Below are 17924 nucleotides of genomic sequence, written 5' to 3'. Positions count from 1 at the left end.
CATCAAAAAGTGTCATTGCGATAGATTGGGATGAATAAGCCTACTGAGTTAGCGAAGACAGACCTTTATGGGTGATTTTTTGCGATTGTATGACGAAGCAAAAGGACTTTGGTCGCTTAATCGTCGTAGTATTTCTGTTGTTGAATACAGTGTCTTCGTTTAAGTGAGAAGACTTTAAAGTATTGAACTCTTGATTAGGGTAATCAAAAATATCGATTAATCCGAGAGTGGAATATTCAATCGTATTGGGTGTGAGTCTGAACAGAGATATTTTTATGTCATGTAAGTTCGTTGCATTCGAAAAGAACTCTATCGTTAAGTCCATGAGCCTATCGAGTGGAAGGTGAAGATTAGATTTAATCAGGCTGTTTCGTTCACGAACTTGTATCGGGTCTTCGCCTAGATCATTAAATCGATATTCAAAAAATGCTAGGAGTACTTTGTCGCCGTTGTATTTAAACACATGGTGTTTATCACCATTAGCCAAATAGGGCGAAGAGATAGAGGAGATAACGGAAATATCGATATAATCCTCAGGAACGGGTAAATACTTTTTGAGTGTGATCGAGGTGCCTGTTGAGTCATGTTTATTGAATTTCAGTTCATCAACGGAGCGCTGCGATGCTCCAAGACCCATTCCCATGCTTCCATAGCTGCTGAAGCCGTCGCTCATCGCTTCTTTTATATTTTCAATGCCAGGGCCTTTGTCTTCTATTGTTACTTCAACGCCTTTTTTGTTGCCCGTTAATTTGATACTCACAACACCGCACTTTGCATGGCGAATGACATTCATGGCAACTTCTGACACAGCGATCGACATTAGCCCGCTGTCAAAAGAAGAGAATCCTATCTGGGTTGAGATTGATTTACTGATAGAAGCGATATGATAAACATCATCTTCACCCAGAATATCACCATGATATACCGCCTGATTGGGAGGCGACATTACTTGCATACTTTAACCAGTTCTAACCCTGATTTTTCAAAATACAGAGCAAGCGCAGATTTTAGGTCTCGAACGACATTAACATCACCAATAGAAACACCGGTGGTGACCATTGTTTTTGCCAGCATCGTATTGATACCGCAAAAGATGGTATCAACACCCACGAGCTTTAATATTCGTGATAGATGAATCAGTTGCCCTGCGATGGCCGAATCAATCGCATCGACATTACCCAAGTCGATGATGACTGATTGAACACCACGACTCTCACAGGTAGACATCAATTTATCAATGATGGCCGTCATTCTTGCGGAATCAAGGGAGCCAAAAAGCCCAGAATAGAGGCAACCATCAATGACCTCTGTCGCTACCATCGGTATTTCACCGCTGATCTGTTTTTTACTGACTGCTACTTTGTCAAAATCCATGTGATTTGTTGTCCATAATGTTTGTTGCGTAAAGAATGAAATCGACGATGACTGTAGAACCACGAATTATCGTCGGATCGATAAACGTGACGCCTCTTGATAGGCGTCAAATAATGAAATGATTCGTCAGGAATAGGCGAGATCTATTGAGGCGAAGGTGTGTATTTTATTACAAACGGAAGCTGTTTCGAGTAATTCGATTACTCTAGGATCGAATGATAAGCCTTTTGGAGTTGTACGTTTGAATATCGAAGCATTCATAACGGTGTCGCCCACTTAGTTAGAGTACCTCAAGTTGAGTTCTCTCTATGTGAAACAATATGCACCAAACCCAGTTAAAGCAAACATTGATTTGTATTGATGTTCGTTAAATCTAAGTGAGTGGCAGTATTGTATTGAAATAAAAGGGATTTTATAAATATATGATAGTAATGCTATTAGTTAACTATTTAAGTTACTTGAGTTGGAATGTAAGTAACGCAGTTGTTTATACAAAAAAGTAAAGCCCGTAGTTCACGGGCTTTGATTGAATTTTGAAGACGTATTTTCGGTTTAAACTTAGTGACGTTCAGCGTGTCTAACGGCAGTTTCCTGCTTTTCGAAAGCCTTTGTTCTGAGCTTCTTGTTCTGTAGAAAAAAGGACTTTGTTTTTATCGCTCATACTGTTGTAACTCGGGCAACCCGTAGGAAGGTGGTAAACCTTACTGCGCTTATTTCCATGTATTACCCCCGAGCTTGCCTCTGGAGTGCTACTGGAATCGTTCAAACTGGGTAAATTAGCGCTATTGGCTTTAAAGCCTTCTCTCCAGTATTTATCTCGCGTCACAAAAGCGTTGTCGTGCCCCATTACTTTAGCAATTCGGTTATTGCGTTCTAATTCCCACGTTGAGACGGGGAATTGGCTATCCCAACTCATTAGTAATCTTTCTTGTTGCTTTGAAATTGGAAATTGATAACGGTCGTGCATGTAGAAATAGGTTCGAGCAATGAAGCCTTTTACTTCATCTCTAGGTTCTACCGTTCTATTTTTAAAGTCGACTTTAATGTCGCATTGACCGTGCTGTTTCTTCCCCTGGACCATGCCAAAGTTGTAATTTGAACGATCTCCATTTACCTCACCAACGGAAGGCGTTAGGTTAAATAGATCTGCTTCCATTTGTGAAAATACAGGATCGTTTTTAGTGCAGTTTTTGCGTCCACCTTCCTGCCAGCATTGACGAGCTCGCCCAAAGTTTGAAGCAGGGACAATATGTTCCCATTCAATACGTTGAGCTCGCGTTTCATTCTTTCTAACTTCGTAACTGCAAGAGTCGAGATCAACAACCCCGCCACTTCTGCCTTTGAAGGTAAATGAGCAGCCACAGTAAAAGGTGCCAAACTGTGTTCTATCAAAATAGACATCATTCTTAGCCATGACTTTTGCTTGATTAAAGTTATTAGGCGAAGCAAAAACATGGGCTGTGGTAATGAGAGAGAGAAACAGAATAATACGGATTAAGACTGATGTAATGCGATAGGGCATAAAAGAATTCGTCGCTATAGTGATAGATGAGTAGTTTATTGATTATATTGTGTAAGTTAACGATAAGCACTGTTTTGCGTGAAATTACGAACAACAAAACTACAAGGTGTAGTTATGGATAACGACTCAATGATTGGTGAAATTAAAGATGTAGGTTTTAACCAAAGAACGGTAGGACAATCATGCAGTTTGTAGTGAAAAACAATGGTAGTATTTCTTGGACTGAGAAGGCACTCGTCCTTCACGCACTTTGTTTAACAAGGTATGAGCTTATTAACGTAATAGTTTAACAACGCAATAGTTTAATAATATAAAAATAAGGATAAACACGTGCAAAAGAGCTTTATTGATGGATCTACGTTGTATCGTCAGCACAACTTCCAACTGCCACTTAACTATCAAGATGATGATGGTGAACAAATTCAAGTTTTTGCCCGTGAGGTTGTTGACCTAGCGAAAGACAATTTGGAACTGCCTTGGTTAGTGTATTTCCAGGGTGGGCCTGGGTTTCCGTCTCCGAGAGCAAGTGGAGACTCTGGTTGGCTAAAGCGAGCTCTTCAAGATTACCGAGTTCTTTTGTTAGATCAGCGTGGAACGGGTAATAGCTCTGTGATCAACCAAGAGTCGTTGGCACATCTGACGCCAAAGCAGCAAGCCGAATATCTAGCTCATTTTCGAGGGGACAATATTGTACGTGACGCAGAAGCGATTCGTGAACAGTTCGGTATTGAAAAGTGGGCAACGCTGGGCCAGAGCTTTGGTGGGTTTTGTACATTGTCTTACTTATCGTTATTCCCTCAAAGTTTACTGCGTTGCTACGTTACAGGCGGAATCCCTTCAATTTCTCGTCATGCTGATGATGTATATCAAGCCACTTATAAACGTGTTATCGATAAGAACAACGCCTTCTTTGCACAATTTCCTCAAGCTCAAGATATGTGTAGCGACATTGCCCAGTACCTATTAGATAACGACGTTACTTTGCCTAATGGACAGTTGTTTACTGTCGAACAGTTTCAGTTAATCGGTATAAACTTGGGGCGTGGCGGGGCAAACATGCCACTGTATTACATGTTAGAAAGTGCCTTCATCGAGGTTGGTGGACGCAAGCAATTAAGCTACAGCTTCTTGAATCAAATGCAGCAAGAGCAGGGTTACCTTACTAATCCTATTTACGCCATTTTACACGAGCCTATTTACTGCCAAGGCTTTGCATCAAACTGGTCAGCACATCGAGTGCGCGAGCAGTATCCCCAATTTAATTACCAAGCGGGAAGTGAATTTTGGTTTACTGGCGAGATGGTTTACCCATGGATGTTTGACCAACTTGAAACATTAAAATCGTTGCGTGAAGCGGCAAATGTTTTAGCTGAGAAACAAGATTGGGTAGATGTATACAATGCTGAAGTGTTAAGCCAAAACAGTGTGCCATTGGCATGTGCTGCTTATGCCGATGATATGTATGTAGAGCTTGATTACACACGAGAAACGCTAGCGAATATTCCGATGTCTAAGGCATGGATTACCAATGAATATGAGCATAACGGAATTGGTGTTGATGGCGAGAAAATACTCGATCGCTTAATGACAATGGCAGATGCGCTAGACAACTTACCAAAGTAGTTTACCGACTTTACCGCTTTGTGTTTTAAAGCGCATTTCTTATAGTGGATTGCTCCTATACTGAGGGCAATCCACTAAAAAAGGAAATGCCGATGCTAAATGAAAACCATGCTTTTATTCTAGATTTTCCTGAACTTAAATTAGACATTGTCCAGTTAAACCACGACGATCCAACATTCAAAGCGAAGCTTCAGAAGTATCATGAGCTCGACTACGATATCCGACAACTCGAGATATCAGGCAGTCCGATTAATGATGAAAGTATGCATGATCTCAAACTTCAGCGTATGGAACTCAAAGACACGCTATATGTGCAATTAACTAAGCATCATGAGCTAGTAAATAGTTAGAAACTTCTCGGGCTATATGAGCGGTAAACTATTAGTGTGAGTGCCTCTAACATTGAGTTTGAGGCACTTAATATATTTGCACTAGCCACTTACCTAGGTGAATGAAAGAATGACCTTGTGGAATGCAGACTTTAAAATCAATAGAAATGAAATCGGTAAGATGATTGATTTTAATAAAAAAAGCGCGATTAAGTTCATGAAATCCATGATGTAATTATTGAATAGTTCGGGTAAGTTTAAAATCTGGTCTTGTTTGTTAACGAGAGACTGAGACAACCCTTCGAATGCCCCTTTTGTTTTACTCCAAAAACCTTCTTTCTCTGTAGAGTCCTTATCCCCATTGCTAGAACCATCTTCCAAAGAGATAGTTTCAATACTGCTGGTTAACTCATTCGATCTCTGAACCGATTCATTAATTTGTGGGTCTATAAACGCTTGATCAATAAGTGCATTAGCGCCCAATGACAAGGCTAAGGAAAACCTGACAAAAACGATAAATATAAACAGTGACTTTGCTCTGGATTCATAGCGAGAGAAACGGCTGAACCAAAAAGAGATCAGGTAAAGGCAGCCGAACGTTATTAATATGCTATTACCCAGCGACGAAGAGAATATGACAAGAAGCATTTTTTGTAAGCCAAGTGAGGCTAGGGCCGTCATTATTATGTGACTGGTATAAACGAGAGTTTCATTGACGGGCTCTAATAGCTCTCCCAATCTTGTCGTGACTAAGCCAACGGAAAACTCAACGCCTTTTGCAGCGGAAATTCCGGTGCTTAATGTCTTAACCGAAGCATAAGCTACAGTGCCGTGAATGATGGATTGGTTAACTTTCTCGTGAGTATAGTTATCTAGAAACTTAAAAGTACCAATGGTACAAAGCAATACTACGATGACACTTTTTATCCATTTACTTAAAGCTGGTGAATGATGAGAAACTGAGCCACTAGTCGCTGGTTTGTTGTGGCTTGCCTCAATGGTACTATTTTCCATAATGTGCCTGTCTAGTTTGATATGCTTTGCTTTTTGTGCAAACGCCACAGTTTTTTAGAGCTGAAGCCTTCAAGTTTTAATGATCAGTCTAAAGAGATTCGACTGAATGTTCATCACCAATTCGTTATTGATGGGGTTAGTGTTTTGCAATTTTCACGAACAAACGAATAGCCCAAACAGAAAAACACCGCTGCTTTCCAACAGTGGCGTAGTATCTAGAGAACAGAATTGCAGACGGTCTGTTTTTCACCTTACTTATATAGTCGACGATTTATCTTATTAGATTAAGGAGAACGTCGAAAAATCCCTTATGGAGTCTAAGCAGTGTAATCATTCTTCTCTGCAGGTAGCTCTGACAGATACTCAATAAACTCAAACTGGATATTGTGGTCTTCCATATAGTAAGCATTGATGCGGTGAGGGTGAGCCGCTCCTCTATGGTCTAATTCGTAGCCAGCTTGTGTAAGCCTTGCTTCAAGTTCGGCGATGTTAGGTACTACAATACCGATATGCTTAACCCCAGTGAATTGGGCAGTCCAATCTTCAGCATCGCCTTTGCCATTCGAACCTAAAGCTATATAGGATTGATCGTCCCCAACGTGGCACCATTCTATCTGCTTGCCAGTTGCGTCTTCATATTTACCTCCACCTCTAATCTCCCAGCTAGGAATTGCAGCGGTTAGGAATGCGATGGTTTTTTTAGGTTCAACGACCGAGATATTCGCGTGTTCTACATAACTTTTCATAGTTTTAGTCCTTTAAATTATTGGTTATTTGAAATCGTACTTATACGTACCGATAGAGTCATCTTAAAACCTCAAGTTAAGTTCAGGTAAAGCTTTTTCTTTACTTATTTTTAACGGGAATAGAAAGATGAAAAGAGTAAGGCTGATTTTGAAAGGTGCAGAGCGCATAAAACGAAGAAAGCCCGTAAAGACGAGCTTTTATAGGGAGCCTGTTCTAGGGTGAAATTGTCAGGGGCAGTTTAACTGGTTGAAATAAGCTGTTGGTACAAGTCGTCTTTTAGTTCCGCACGGTCATGCTTTAGTTGATGCATCTCTTCATCACCGATAGGAGAGTCTTTAAGCTCAAGTTTTCTGATCTCTTTATCTAAGTCATCGTATTTGTTCATTTCAGCTTTAAAAGCGTCATCATTTTTTGAACGGGCTAAAATGGTGTCTTTTAATTCTGGGAAGTCCTTTAGAAGCGAATGGCTCTCACCTAACATAGTTACTCCTTGTATTCAGTAGCGTATGAATGGGGCTATTATTAGCCTAGTAAACTAATAATAGATGAAAGGTCTCACTTTGGTTACTTAGGAAGTATTAGAAGAACTATTATGGACTTTTAATTCCATAATGATTGGGTATTATTGCTCTTTTTCATCTCGAGTCATGTGTCTAATATAGCGCCAACAGCAAAGCTTAATTAGAAAGCGCAATAGGAAAGCATCATGTCACACCAAATCATTAAAGATCTCAACAATCGTTATACTGCAAAAAAATATGACGCGACTAAAAAAATCTCATCAGAAGATATGGAAGTGATTAAAGAAGCAATCCGCTTATCCGCTTCTTCGATTAACTCTCAGCCTTGGAAATTCATCGTAATCGAGAGCGACGCAGCGAAACAGCGTTTTCATGACACATTTGCTAACGTTCATCAATTTAACCAACCGCATGCAATAGAAGCATCACATACCATCTTGTTTGCTAATAACCCTCGTTTTACTAAAGAGCAATACAAGAAAGTCATTGATGTAGAAGTGACGTCTGGTCATTTGCCTGCGGACATGTTTGATGCACAACTAAATGGTGGATTTTCATTTGCAGAGCTAAATACCGACGATGCGGGATTTAATGGCAACTGGACTAAGGCTCAAACCTACATAGCACTGGGTAATACACTCCATGTTCTAGCTCGTTTAGGCATTGCTTCTACGCCTATGGAAGGTGTTGATTCGGAACTCATTGGTGAGATATTTAAAGATGAGTTAGAAGGTTATACGTGTGATTTTGCTTTAGCGATGGGTTACCACAAAGATGGTGAAGACTATAATCACGGATTACCAAAAGCCCGTTTAGCGATGGACGATGTAATCACTGTGCTTTAATGCCTAACTAGAAATACAAGACGTTAATCCAAGCCTGAATGTTTACCATTCAGGCTTTTTGTTGAGAGAGGAATAGAAATAACCCGAGTTCCAATTACCACAATGAAAGTAGATATATCGCTTACTTATTGAGGTAACTGTGCCAGAGAGGAGGGGTCCCGATATACTCTACGACCGCTTTGATAAATTCTTGGGCAAGTTTTGTGTGCTTTCTATGGGGGTAAACTGCATAGATAGCGGTGTCTCGAGTCGAAATATGGTGTTCGGACAGTAGTATCTTCAAGCCGAGTTCTTCAAGAGGCTTATTGAGGTTAGATAAATCAATGAGTGCATACCCTAGACCGTCTATAACGGCATTGACCATAGTTCTCACGTCGCTTACTTGGTAGTTACCCTTCATTTTGAAATTAGTGTAGACCTTACTCTCTGGTGCATCATTTATGCTTAATTCTTCAATAGTAAGATCATAGTTCCCGTAAATAATGGCAGGAAGGTGAATGAGGTCACTGGGTGTAGAAGGCTCACCATGCTTTTCGATAAAACTGTTGGAAGCAACCAGTACAAAATGGGTATTCGCTACCTTTTTCGCAATCAAGTTTGATTCAGTGAGCTTACCAAGACGGAAGGCTATATCAAATTGGTCAGCAATGATGTCAGCTTTTTTATCGTCTAATGAATGAAGAACCTTAACATCAGGGTAGGTGGTCATAAATTGTGTGATGACGGGTTGCAGGTACTCTTGACCAAAGTAAATAGGGGAAGTGATTCTTAGAACACCCTTTGGCTTAGCTTGATAAGAATCCGCGATCAGCTGGATGTGACCGAGTGTATCTCGCAGCATTTGGCTTTGCTCTAAGATCTCTTCTCCAGCCGAGGTTAAAGAAAACGAGCGAGTAGAGCGGTTGAGTAACTGTACGTCTAAGCTTTGCTCTAGTTTCTTTATCTGTTTTGAAAGTGAAGAGTTGTCCATGCCATGCAGGCTTGCAGCTTTAGTGAATGAACCTTGTTGGACTACATCCAAAAAAAGTAGCAGCTGATTGGATATCGACATGTAATCTCCTTGACCTATATGGAACGAGCGCTTCTTTATTGGTTAAAGTAGAGGATAAGCATTAACAATACTCATCATATTCGTTCCGAGCCCTCAACGCACTTAACTTTTACTGTTAGGTAGCCGACTAACTATTACATTATTGCCTAGTGCAAATTACGTAACTAGTGTGATATGTGAAATATGTGTTACTTTTCTAGGGTGCAATGAGGTATATTCAATTAATCATATGTTAACAGGCTGATATTGATTGAGTTAAGGCATGACTGATCGACATACAGGTTGTGTTGCCAATACGTTTGTTAGCTTGGTCATTTAATAAATTAAGAAACTGTTTAATAAGCTGAACGTCCATCACGTCAATTGAAACTGATGCTTTGTGTAGGCATCTTGGTTAACGAATAAGGAGATACGCATTGCGGCTGATGACTTCGATTTCTTTTATCGTACTGATAACTGGCTGTGATAGGGACCTTCATGACCATCCTGAGTTAACAACGGGTCAACAGCTATTTGAACATCATTGTTCTAGCTGTCATCAAAAAACTGGACAAGGTCGTTTTCTAAAAGGGATTCCTGCCAATAGGGCAACCGCTTTAACAGAAGATCAAATATCGCATAAAATCACATCGCTTAGTGTGTCAGGAGCAAAGATGCCGAGTTTTCCTAATATGCCCAAAGAGGAGAGCGACAAAATATCTGCGTACGTAAAATCTCTTTAAATCACGCATTTTTTGTTCAGTTTGGTTAGCTGTTACCCCCTTAGCTACTAGAAAAGCCTCATACGGTCAGGAATGACGTATTTGTATTGGAAAAGTACTCCCCAAAGTTAGTTTTAGACAGTTTAGATGAAGTTATTTTCATGCTGTATAAACTCATTTGAATGTACAAAAAATTAAAAAAAACTAAGGAATTAAGCTGAGTATGGATATTAAAATCGATAATTTGGAAGACGGAAGCGTTATTCGTCTTCTTGAGGAACATCTCGCTGATATGTATGCGACATCGCCGCCAGAGAGTGTTCATGCCCTTGATGTTGAGGCCCTAAAATCGTCTGATATTACGTTCTTTAGTGCTTGGAATGATGGAATGCTAAAGGGGTGTGTTGCGATAAAGGCGTTAGATAATGAACATGTTGAATTAAAATCAATGCGTACCCCTGCTCATGCAAGAAACAAGGGCGTTGCGACTCAATTGTTGCGTCATGCAATTAAGGCGTCTGTTGAACATGGTTATAAACAGATGAGTTTAGAGACGGGTTCTGATGATTACTTCTTGCCAGCACGTAGCCTGTATGAAAAATTTGGCTTTCGGTACTGCGAACCATTTTCAGATTATGAACTTGATCCACACAGTCGTTTTTTGACCTATGACCTGAATGTTGTCTAAGATACACTGGTTCAAAGTTCAAGTTGACTATCAGCTGTCAAAGCAAAATTGGCAAGAGTACTTAATTGAAAGTCACCTTGCCATCAGGTCTTAACTGAAAGAAAGTAAAGATTAATCTATAATTGTTTGTTCTTCAATTTGGTTGTTCATCGGCATCTTTACGCTTGATAGCTTTGTGACCATCTTCTGAAATACCTTGCTTCCAATAACTACTGATATAAATATTTTCGCGTTCCACTTCTTTCTCATTACGGAAGTACTGACGTAATTCGCGCATCGAGTCAAACTCACAAGCTGTCCAAACAGACGCTGTACCTTCTAACCAAGGAAGTGCCTTAACATTAGATGCCAGTGATTCCTCTCCAGTTATCCAAACGACTTGAAAATTGTCAGGGGCATTTAAAGGTTGAATATCACCTTTCTCGGTTATTTTAATCACCGCGTAGCCCTTTGCATCACGTGGGAGTTTTTTAATTTTCGCTGAGAGAGCAGGCAATGCGGTCATATCGGCGACCATGAAGAACCAATCTACATCGATATTCATATCTTGAATGTTACCGGGACCAACGACATTGATTGTTTGCCCAACCGTGGCGTTCATTGCCCAGCGTGCAGCAAAGCCGCACTGAAGGTCTTGTGTAATATGAGTGACAAAGTCGACTTCAATCGTACGCAGAGCAGGGGAGTAGCGTCGAATGGTATAGGTTCGCATAATAGGGCGCTCACCATCAGATATACTACTTAAATCCGTATGACCCTCTGAATTGAATAATAATTTGATGTAGCTTCCCTCGCAGTCGTCAGGCAGGTGCGCTAAAGCATTGTCGTGGAGAGTTATGCGTCTCATATTAGGTGAAATTTTTTCTGAGTGGATAACGGTCAATTCAGTCGGGTAAGGTTTTTTCATTGATTGATCTCGATAAGTATTCTCATTTGCATTCAGCTTAACAATTGCGTGGCATGATGAATAGCCTATTTAATAATATTTACAAATGTAACTTTTGATATGAAATAAAGTACATTCGCACATTACCCTGTGGTTTATGTATATAGGAATTAGAAAAACGAAAGGCGAACCAATGTGAGTTTCAATGAAAGCTCGGGGTTCGCCTTTATAGTTTAGTTAGCCTAAATTTTCAGGTAAGCGTTACGCTCTAATACCGGTCAACAACGATTCCATATTGTTACTTTGCTGCCTAAGCTGTTCTATGTTCCCATTCGTTGCACTTATTAACTGACACACGCTATCGGCTTGAATGCGAACTTCTTCGACACTTGATGCAATACTGTCTGCGACGACGCCTTGTTGCTCTGCGGCGGTAGCAATCTGAATACTTGCATCCGAGATAGACTGGTTCTTATCGGCCAGCTCACCAATCTCTTGGTTTACTTCCGACATTAGGTTTTGTCCTTCATCGGCGTTGTTTACCGTTACATCCATCAACTTAGTGAGAGATTGGCTGTTACGCTGCAATGCTTCAATCATCGATTGAATCTCTACTGTCGCTTGTTGTGTTCGACCTGCTAGAGCTCTAACTTCATCAGCTACTACAGCAAATCCACGACCTTGCTCTCCGGCGCGTGCAGCTTCAATCGCAGCGTTCAGAGCAAGTAAGTTAGTTTGCTCAGATATGCCATTGATAGTCGTTACAACGTCATCAATCTGCGCGGCATTTGAATCAAGCTCTTCGACAGCTTCAGACGCCGAACGTACTTCGTTTGATAGGTTCGAGATAGAGCTAAGTGTATTTGAAACTTTACCTTGTCCTTGCTGTGCGACGCTTTTCGCATCTTCCGTTTGGTTACTAGAATCATGAGCCAAACTTGCTACTTCACGAATCGTTGAGGCCATCTCTTCCGTTGCACTTGCTAGTGAATTTAGATGCTCTTGTTGAGTGTTAGAGATGTCGGAGCTTTGTTGGGTCGATTGATTTAGGTCCGAGCTGATTTGTTGCATAAGGGCGATGGACTCTTGAATGGAAACGACCATTTTTTGTTCGCGATCGGCAACTTTATCGATGGTGATTGCAATGGTGCTAAACTCATCTCTAACGGGGAAGAAATTCATTCGTTGAGTGAGGTCACCGTCGGCAAGCGTTGCTAATGCTTTATTCATGGTGAACATAGCGCCGCCAATGAAGGTCATTATGTAATAAACGCCAAGTGTAATGACTAAGAGTGTTGTGGAGATTAGAGCTATTTGTGTGGTGCTTAGAGAGTGCCAAATATCAATGTCATGAGAAGCTACGATTGAATACGTGCCGTTCAACACCGACACGGATCCTTCACCTGAGCCTAGTGAAATACTTTCGGAGTTAGCGAGAATGCTACTTACTTGTTGTCTTGATAAGTCACCAGCCTCAATGAGGTTCTTCATTAGAAGAAGCTCATCTTGATAAAGATGATCCAGCATTGTGTCTGATGCGTTATCCAAAACGATGGTTAGCATGCCGAGCGCAAGAAGGGGAAGAAGTAGAAGTAAATAGAATTTTTCTTGAATTTTTAAGTGGATGAGATATTTATCGATCCATCGAAAAGCTGTTTCTTTCATAATAATTAGTATCCAAATAAAACAAACCAAATTGCCACTATTGATAATTGGCACAAATAGACGATGCTAAATATATCACTAATAAAAACGTGGGGTTACAGGTAATGTTTCAAAAATGCTGCAAGTTCACAGTATCAGGTACTGTACAGGGCGTCGGTTTTAGGTACTTTACAGCGATGAAAGCAAATGAGCTGAATTTGCACGGATATGTGAGAAATTTGAACAACGGAGACGTTGAGGTTTTAGCGAGCGGTACAACAAGTGAAATGGAAGAACTGGAAGGTTGGTTGGAACAAGGACCAAGATTGGCAAAGGTTGAACAAATTTTAAAGGAAGAGGCGACGGCCACTTCCCGTACTGATTTTCAAATTACCTAGGGCTACGCCACTATTAGAAATTTATAGGCACTTGGCTGGCTTTGGTAGCCCAGCAAGCTTAGTTGCTTGTTTAGCCGGACCTTTCTTGAACAGTTTGAAAAGGTACTTACTGTTACCTTTTTCAGGGCCGTGTGCTTTTTCCATCGCTTTGACTAACATACGAACGGCAGGAGAGGTATTAAACTCCACGTAAAAGTCACGAACAAAGTGGACGACTTCAATGTGAGCATCAGTAAGTTCGATGCCTTCGTCTTGAGCGAGAGCTTCAATCATTCCTTCTTCCCAGTCAGCATGGTTAAGTAGGTAGCCTTGAGCGTCAGTCTGAATTTCTTTGTCGTTGTATTTAAACATTGGGCGTTCTTATTTAGCAGTGAGTTATTAATAGTGAAGGTTAAAGCGACGCTAGGGTACATTAGCTTAGCTGTTGAACTCAAGTTACTTGTACGTCTCAGAGAGAAAAGACTCTCGGTAATAAAGCTAAGGGGATAAAAAAACCCAAGAACAATGTCTTGGGTTTTACTTCAAATCATCAAGATTTACCGATAGGGCAATGGATGATTTTAGTCATTATTAGTGATGCCAAGAATGCTTAGCAAGCTGATAAAGATGTTGTAAATAGATACGTATAGGCTAATCGTTGCTGAGATGTAGTTTGTCTCACCACCACGAATGATGTTTTGTGTAGTTAACAAAATAACACCAGTAGAGAATAGGATAAACATAGAGCTCATCGCTAGCTGAAGCATAGGCATTTGTAGGAAGATGTTAGCTACCATTCCGACTAATAGAACAACAAAGCCAGCCATTAACATACCATTTAGGAATGATAGGTCGCGTTTAGTAGTTAGAGCGTATGCAGATGCGCCCATGAACGCTAATGCTGTACCGCCTAGAGCCGTAACAATCACATCGCCCATACCCGCGCCGATGTACATGTTAAGGATTGGACCGGTTGTGTAGCCTAAGAAACCCGTAAATAGGAATGTAAAAACAAGACCCATGCTGTTATCGCGGTTTTTCTCAGTTAAGAATAAAAGACCGTAGAAGCCTACTAGCATAATGATTAGGCCAGGGCGAGGTAGGTTCATCGCCATTGATACGCCTGCTACAACAGCAGACCATAGTAAAGTCATTGAAAGTAGGGCGTATGTGTTACGCAATACTTTGTTGGTTTGTAGAGCACTTTCTTGTGTTGAAGTGCGAGTAAACATAGGACTGTTCATAATCTTCCTCGTGAAGAATTTAGCTTATAAGTATATTTATGGGGCTATTGTTAGAAAAAATCAACCCATGACGTAACAAACGTTAACTAAAATAATAATGGAAATAGTGTGTTATGTGTTTCAAAAGATGTAACACAATATAAACAAAAAAAGAGGCGACTATTATCGCCTCTTTTTACTTACATTTGCAAATTATCGAAGGAGTGCAAATTTGGATGAAGAAATTCACACATGCCTTCTTTAGTGGTGCAATATTTGAGATAGGAAGTTTTGAGTTCGATCCGATTGAGGATTTTCAAAGAAATCAACAGGGTTGTTCTCTTCGATGATCTCACCGGCATCCATGAAGATGACTCGATCTGCCACTTCTTTTGCAAAGCCCATTTCGTGGGTCACACAAATCATGGTCATGCCTTCTTCAGCAAGCTCAACCATTACATCCAGTACCTCACGAACCATTTCAGGGTCGAGTGCAGATGTTGGTTCATCAAACAGCATGACTTGTGGATTCATACAGAGTGAACGAGCAATTGCTACACGTTGTTGTTGTCCACCAGATAGTTGACCTGGAAACTTATCCGCTTGATCTGGAATCTTAACGCGTTCTAAGTATTTCATTGCAATAGCTTCTGCCTCTTCTTTAGGCATTTTCTTTACCCAAATAGGAGCAAGCGTGCAATTTTCTAAAACGGTTAGGTGAGGGAACAAGTTGAAGTGTTGGAAACACATCCCGACTTCTTTTCGAACTGCCTCAATGTTTTTAAGATCTTCAGTTAATTCGTTACCAGATACAAAAATGTCGCCTTTCTGGTGCTCCTCTAAGCGGTTAATGCAGCGAATCATTGTTGACTTACCAGAGCCGGAAGGGCCACAGACAACGATTTTTTCGCCTTTGTTTACAGTAAGGTTAATGTTCTTTAATACGTGAAATTCGCCATACCACTTGTTCATATCGTTAATCTGAATCATTGGTTGGGTAGTGTCTTGTTGTTGCGTCATAATACGTCCTTGAGCTTTAAATTATCGTTTGTGACCAGTGTTTAATCTGTTTTCAAGCCAGATCGAGTATCTCGACATGCTGAAACAGAACACCCAGAACACTAACGCGACAAATACATAACTTTCCGATGAAAAACCTAACCACTCTGGGTCGGTGTTTGCTGCTTGTCCTATCCCTAGTACATCAAACATACCAATAATTAGAACTAGACTGGTATCTTTAAATAAACCAATGAAGGTATTTACGATTGATGGAATTGTGATTTTAAGCGCTTGAGGCAATATGATAAGCCCGGTCTTTTTCCAATAACTTAGACCTAGCGCATCTGCTGCTTCATATTGGCCTTTAGGGATTGCTTGTAAACCGCCTCGGACCACTTCCGCCATATAGGCAGCACTAAACATAACTACACCAATCAGTGCTCTTATCAATTTGTCTGTTTCAGACCCTTCAGATAAAAACAGCGGTAGCATTACAGATGCCATGAATAACACCGTGATAAGCGGGACACCACGCCATATCTCAATATAAACAGTACACATACTGCGTATAATCGGCATATCTGAACGACGGCCTAACGCTAGTGCAACACCTATAGGGAGAGAAACTACGATTCCGACAAGAGCGATGATTAGAGTAACTAATAATCCGCCCCAACGGTGAGTAGACACAACCTCTAGCCCAAAAACACCACCGTAAAGTAACCCAGCAATAATAAATGGATAGATGTTTACAAAGAATAACCATATCCACATGCGCTTAGGCGTTTTCTCATAGGCCAATAGAACAGTGAAAATTGCTAATGTTGCGTAAAAGAACTTTGGTCGCCACAGTTCAGCTTCCGGGTAGAACCCGAACATGAACTGATCCCAGCGTACACTAATGAAGACCCAACATGCACCTTCACGGCTACAGTCATCACGTGTCGTACCAATCCAATCAGCATTGATAAATGCCCAATCTAGTACACCTAAAAGCATAGATCCGACTAAGTAGGCAAGTATGACGGTTACAACTGAATTTACTGGGCTATTAAATAGATTTTTTCTAAACCAGCCTACAACGCCAACGGTGTTACCAGGTGGCGGAAGATCAGGTTGAAATTGATGTATGCTCATATTATCTCTCCACCAGCGCCACTTTACGGTTATACACGTTCATCAATGCGGACGTTAATAGACTCAACGTTAGGTAAACACCCATAGTCATTGCAATGATTTCAATCGCTTGCCCTGTCTGGTTGAGGGTAGTACCTGCAAAGACAGAAACAAGGTCGGGGTAACCAATCGCCATAGCCAAAGATGAGTTTTTGGTTAAGTTTAGATATTGGCTTGTTAGTGGTGGGATGATAATTCTAAGTGCTTGTGGAATTACAACGAGTTTAAGCGTTCGTGAGCGAGGTAACCCTAAGCTCATTGCCGCTTCTGATTGACCGTGACTTACCGCATTAATACCTGATCTAACAATCTCCGCAATAAACGCTGCGGTATAGATGGAAAGGGCTAATAGAAGAGCGGCTAACTCAGGGATAATACTGATACCACCTTTAAAGTTAAATCCTTTTAGTTCAGGGTATTGAGCACTAATCGGTGAACCCATAAGGAAATAGACGATGACAGGTATTACGACACAAAGGAGCAGAATAATTCGGCCCATAGGTGTCTGTTGCCCTGTAAGCTTTTGTTTGTTTGTTGCCCAAATACTGATGAAAACAGTCGCAATGACGCCAATTATAAACGCAGCGATAACAATGCCACTGCCTTGCTCCATAACAGGAGCAGGGAAATATAATCCACGTACGTTAAGGAAAATAGCTTCACCCAAGCTCATACTTTGCCTTGGTGATGGTAAAGCTTGTAGTACTGCAAAATACCAGAAGAAAATTTGTAAAAGCAAAGGGATGTTACGGAAAATCTCTATGTATACAGCAGCTAATCGACTTACTAACCAGTTGGATGACAGGCGGGCGATACCCATTGAAAATCCAATAACTGTGGCAAGTATAATCCCCATAAATGAAACTAATGCCGTATTGAGTAACCCGATGAAAAAGGTTCGTCCATACGAGTATGTTTCGTCGTATTCGATGAGTGTAAGGCCAATCCCAAAACCTGCTTCTTGGTCTAGGAAACCAAAACCTGTCGCGATACCACGAGCATCAAGGTTGGTTAAGGCATTATTGACTATAGAGTAAAAGAAAAAGAATAGAGCCAGTACGGCAATGATCTGAAAGACAACAGACCTAAAAGTGGGATTGTATAGCAGGCTAGCACTCTTTCCCGTAGGAGTCGGTGCAGTACTTTGATTGGGTTTCATACAACAATAACCTCAAAATCCATTTTTATTATAAAACGTACT

Annotated in this window: 20 protein-coding genes and 1 pseudogene; 6 read left to right on the top strand and 15 right to left on the bottom strand. The window is 40.7% G+C overall.

Annotation, left to right across the window (positions count from 1 at the left end; translation table 11 throughout):
* Window positions 1–40: 40 nt before the first annotated feature.
* From L4C54_RS01310 to L4C54_RS01300, 4 genes and pseudogenes are all read right to left on the bottom strand, one after another.
* The gene (locus tag L4C54_RS01310; protein WP_428806772.1) at window positions 41–946 is read right to left on the bottom strand and encodes an ATP-binding protein; all 906 of its coding nucleotides are present in this window, start codon (window positions 944–946) and stop codon (window positions 41–43) included.
* The gene (locus tag L4C54_RS01305; RefSeq protein WP_428806771.1) at window positions 946–1374 is read right to left on the bottom strand and encodes an STAS domain-containing protein; all 429 of its coding nucleotides are present in this window, start codon (window positions 1372–1374) and stop codon (window positions 946–948) included. The genes L4C54_RS01310 and L4C54_RS01305 overlap by 1 nt, the downstream gene beginning before the upstream one ends.
* Window positions 1375–1951: 577 nt before the next feature.
* Window positions 1952–2221: a sunset domain-containing protein gene (locus tag L4C54_RS24140; RefSeq protein ID WP_489686477.1), complete on the bottom strand. Its 270-nt coding sequence runs from the start codon at window positions 2219–2221 to the stop codon at window positions 1952–1954.
* A pseudogene (locus L4C54_RS01300) lies at window positions 2198–2896 on the bottom strand (endonuclease); the annotation flags it as partial. The pseudogene L4C54_RS01300 and the gene L4C54_RS24140, both read right to left, overlap by 24 nt.
* A gap of 330 nt (window positions 2897–3226) precedes the next feature.
* Here L4C54_RS01300 and L4C54_RS01295 point away from each other — a divergent pair.
* On the top strand, window positions 3227–4519 hold the full coding sequence (locus tag L4C54_RS01295) for an alpha/beta fold hydrolase (RefSeq protein WP_428806770.1): 1293 nt from the start codon (window positions 3227–3229) through the stop codon (window positions 4517–4519).
* A gap of 92 nt (window positions 4520–4611) precedes the next feature.
* Entirely contained in the window at window positions 4612–4869 is a 258-nt protein-coding gene (locus tag L4C54_RS01290) for an HP1242/YdcH family protein (protein WP_428801943.1), read from the top strand.
* Between the two features lie 93 nt (window positions 4870–4962).
* Here L4C54_RS01290 and L4C54_RS01285 read toward each other — a convergent pair whose 3' ends face one another.
* From L4C54_RS01285 to L4C54_RS01275, 3 genes are all read right to left on the bottom strand, one after another.
* Window positions 4963–5862: a hypothetical protein gene (locus L4C54_RS01285; protein ID WP_428806769.1), complete on the bottom strand. Its 900-nt coding sequence runs from the start codon at window positions 5860–5862 to the stop codon at window positions 4963–4965.
* A 317-nt stretch (window positions 5863–6179) separates the two neighbouring features.
* The gene (locus L4C54_RS01280) at window positions 6180–6608 is read right to left on the bottom strand and encodes a VOC family protein (RefSeq protein ID WP_428806768.1); all 429 of its coding nucleotides are present in this window, start codon (window positions 6606–6608) and stop codon (window positions 6180–6182) included.
* Between the two features lie 239 nt (window positions 6609–6847).
* On the bottom strand, window positions 6848–7090 hold the full coding sequence (locus tag L4C54_RS01275; RefSeq protein ID WP_428806767.1) for an HP1242/YdcH family protein: 243 nt from the start codon (window positions 7088–7090) through the stop codon (window positions 6848–6850).
* Window positions 7091–7315: 225 nt separating this feature from the next.
* Here L4C54_RS01275 and L4C54_RS01270 point away from each other — a divergent pair, with 225 nt between their 5' ends.
* The gene (locus L4C54_RS01270; protein WP_428806766.1) at window positions 7316–7975 is read left to right on the top strand and encodes an NAD(P)H-dependent oxidoreductase; all 660 of its coding nucleotides are present in this window, start codon (window positions 7316–7318) and stop codon (window positions 7973–7975) included.
* Between the two features lie 121 nt (window positions 7976–8096).
* On the opposite strand, the gene L4C54_RS01265 is transcribed toward L4C54_RS01270, so the two are convergent.
* Entirely contained in the window at window positions 8097–9026 is a 930-nt protein-coding gene (locus L4C54_RS01265; protein ID WP_428806765.1) for a LysR family transcriptional regulator, read from the bottom strand.
* A 425-nt stretch (window positions 9027–9451) separates the two neighbouring features.
* Between L4C54_RS01265 and L4C54_RS01260 the strand changes: the two genes are divergently transcribed.
* Both L4C54_RS01260 and L4C54_RS01255 read left to right on the top strand, forming a co-directional pair.
* Window positions 9452–9748: a c-type cytochrome gene (locus tag L4C54_RS01260; RefSeq protein WP_428801949.1), complete on the top strand. Its 297-nt coding sequence runs from the start codon at window positions 9452–9454 to the stop codon at window positions 9746–9748.
* 202 nt (window positions 9749–9950) lie between these two features.
* Complete coding sequence (locus L4C54_RS01255) at window positions 9951–10415, top strand: GNAT family N-acetyltransferase (protein WP_428806764.1); 465 nt, start codon at window positions 9951–9953, stop codon at window positions 10413–10415.
* A 133-nt stretch (window positions 10416–10548) separates the two neighbouring features.
* Here the strand turns inward: L4C54_RS01255 and L4C54_RS01250 are convergent, their stop codons facing one another.
* Together L4C54_RS01250 and L4C54_RS01245 are read right to left on the bottom strand one after the other, a co-directional pair.
* Complete coding sequence (locus L4C54_RS01250; protein WP_428806763.1) at window positions 10549–11322, bottom strand: siderophore-interacting protein; 774 nt, start codon at window positions 11320–11322, stop codon at window positions 10549–10551.
* A gap of 240 nt (window positions 11323–11562) precedes the next feature.
* Window positions 11563–12966 carry a methyl-accepting chemotaxis protein gene (locus tag L4C54_RS01245; protein ID WP_428806762.1) on the bottom strand — a complete coding sequence of 468 codons (1404 nt, stop codon included), beginning with the start codon at window positions 12964–12966 and terminating at the stop codon, window positions 11563–11565.
* 104 nt (window positions 12967–13070) lie between these two features.
* Here L4C54_RS01245 and yccX point away from each other — a divergent pair, with 104 nt between their 5' ends.
* The gene (gene yccX / locus L4C54_RS01240) at window positions 13071–13343 is read left to right on the top strand and encodes an acylphosphatase (protein ID WP_428806761.1); all 273 of its coding nucleotides are present in this window, start codon (window positions 13071–13073) and stop codon (window positions 13341–13343) included.
* 21 nt (window positions 13344–13364) lie between these two features.
* Here the strand turns inward: yccX and L4C54_RS01235 are convergent, their stop codons facing one another.
* From L4C54_RS01235 to L4C54_RS01215, 5 genes are all read right to left on the bottom strand, one after another.
* Entirely contained in the window at window positions 13365–13694 is a 330-nt protein-coding gene (locus tag L4C54_RS01235) for a TusE/DsrC/DsvC family sulfur relay protein (RefSeq protein ID WP_428806760.1), read from the bottom strand.
* 209 nt (window positions 13695–13903) lie between these two features.
* A complete protein-coding gene (locus tag L4C54_RS01230; protein ID WP_428806759.1) occupies window positions 13904–14566 on the bottom strand; it encodes a Bax inhibitor-1/YccA family protein in 663 nt (220 codons plus the stop codon).
* Window positions 14567–14806: 240 nt separating this feature from the next.
* Entirely contained in the window at window positions 14807–15565 is a 759-nt protein-coding gene (locus tag L4C54_RS01225) for an amino acid ABC transporter ATP-binding protein (protein WP_428801956.1), read from the bottom strand.
* Between the two features lie 21 nt (window positions 15566–15586).
* Window positions 15587–16684 carry an amino acid ABC transporter permease gene (locus L4C54_RS01220; protein ID WP_428801957.1) on the bottom strand — a complete coding sequence of 366 codons (1098 nt, stop codon included), beginning with the start codon at window positions 16682–16684 and terminating at the stop codon, window positions 15587–15589.
* A gap of 1 nt (window position 16685) precedes the next feature.
* The gene (locus L4C54_RS01215; RefSeq protein WP_428806758.1) at window positions 16686–17882 is read right to left on the bottom strand and encodes an amino acid ABC transporter permease; all 1197 of its coding nucleotides are present in this window, start codon (window positions 17880–17882) and stop codon (window positions 16686–16688) included.
* Window positions 17883–17924 lie beyond the last annotated feature (42 nt).

It is taken from the genome of Vibrio lamellibrachiae (assembly GCF_050337265.1).
Lineage (GTDB): Bacteria > Pseudomonadota > Gammaproteobacteria > Enterobacterales > Vibrionaceae > Vibrio > Vibrio kyushuensis.
Note: the sequence above shows the minus strand (reverse complement) of the source record. Positions and strands in the feature narration are given on the sequence as shown.

Excerpts from the sequence above, each read along its gene's own strand:
- L4C54_RS01225 (WP_428801956.1), bottom strand. The coding sequence starts at position 15,565 with ATGACGCAACAACAAGACACTACCCAACCAATGATTCAGATTAACGAT.
- L4C54_RS01305 (WP_428806771.1), bottom strand. The coding sequence starts at position 1,374 with ATGGATTTTGACAAAGTAGCAGTCAGTAAAAAACAGATCAGCGGTGAA.
- L4C54_RS01215 (WP_428806758.1), bottom strand. The coding sequence starts at position 17,882 with ATGAAACCCAATCAAAGTACTGCACCGACTCCTACGGGAAAGAGTGCT.
- yccX (WP_428806761.1), top strand. The coding sequence starts at position 13,071 with ATGTTTCAAAAATGCTGCAAGTTCACAGTATCAGGTACTGTACAGGGC.
- L4C54_RS01245 (WP_428806762.1), bottom strand. The coding sequence starts at position 12,966 with ATGAAAGAAACAGCTTTTCGATGGATCGATAAATATCTCATCCACTTA.
- L4C54_RS01220 (WP_428801957.1), bottom strand. The coding sequence starts at position 16,684 with ATGAGCATACATCAATTTCAACCTGATCTTCCGCCACCTGGTAACACC.
- L4C54_RS01290 (WP_428801943.1), top strand. The coding sequence starts at position 4,612 with ATGCTAAATGAAAACCATGCTTTTATTCTAGATTTTCCTGAACTTAAA.
- L4C54_RS01235 (WP_428806760.1), bottom strand. The coding sequence starts at position 13,694 with ATGTTTAAATACAACGACAAAGAAATTCAGACTGACGCTCAAGGCTAC.
- L4C54_RS01255 (WP_428806764.1), top strand. The coding sequence starts at position 9,951 with ATGGATATTAAAATCGATAATTTGGAAGACGGAAGCGTTATTCGTCTT.
- L4C54_RS01265 (WP_428806765.1), bottom strand. The coding sequence starts at position 9,026 with ATGTCGATATCCAATCAGCTGCTACTTTTTTTGGATGTAGTCCAACAA.
- L4C54_RS01230 (WP_428806759.1), bottom strand. The coding sequence starts at position 14,566 with ATGAACAGTCCTATGTTTACTCGCACTTCAACACAAGAAAGTGCTCTA.
- L4C54_RS01275 (WP_428806767.1), bottom strand. The coding sequence starts at position 7,090 with ATGTTAGGTGAGAGCCATTCGCTTCTAAAGGACTTCCCAGAATTAAAA.
- L4C54_RS01260 (WP_428801949.1), top strand. The coding sequence starts at position 9,452 with ATGACTTCGATTTCTTTTATCGTACTGATAACTGGCTGTGATAGGGAC.
- L4C54_RS01250 (WP_428806763.1), bottom strand. The coding sequence starts at position 11,322 with ATGAAAAAACCTTACCCGACTGAATTGACCGTTATCCACTCAGAAAAA.
- L4C54_RS24140 (WP_489686477.1), bottom strand. The coding sequence starts at position 2,221 with ATGGGGCACGACAACGCTTTTGTGACGCGAGATAAATACTGGAGAGAA.
- L4C54_RS01285 (WP_428806769.1), bottom strand. The coding sequence starts at position 5,862 with ATGGAAAATAGTACCATTGAGGCAAGCCACAACAAACCAGCGACTAGT.
- L4C54_RS01280 (WP_428806768.1), bottom strand. The coding sequence starts at position 6,608 with ATGAAAAGTTATGTAGAACACGCGAATATCTCGGTCGTTGAACCTAAA.
- L4C54_RS01310 (WP_428806772.1), bottom strand. The coding sequence starts at position 946 with ATGTCGCCTCCCAATCAGGCGGTATATCATGGTGATATTCTGGGTGAA.
- L4C54_RS01270 (WP_428806766.1), top strand. The coding sequence starts at position 7,316 with ATGTCACACCAAATCATTAAAGATCTCAACAATCGTTATACTGCAAAA.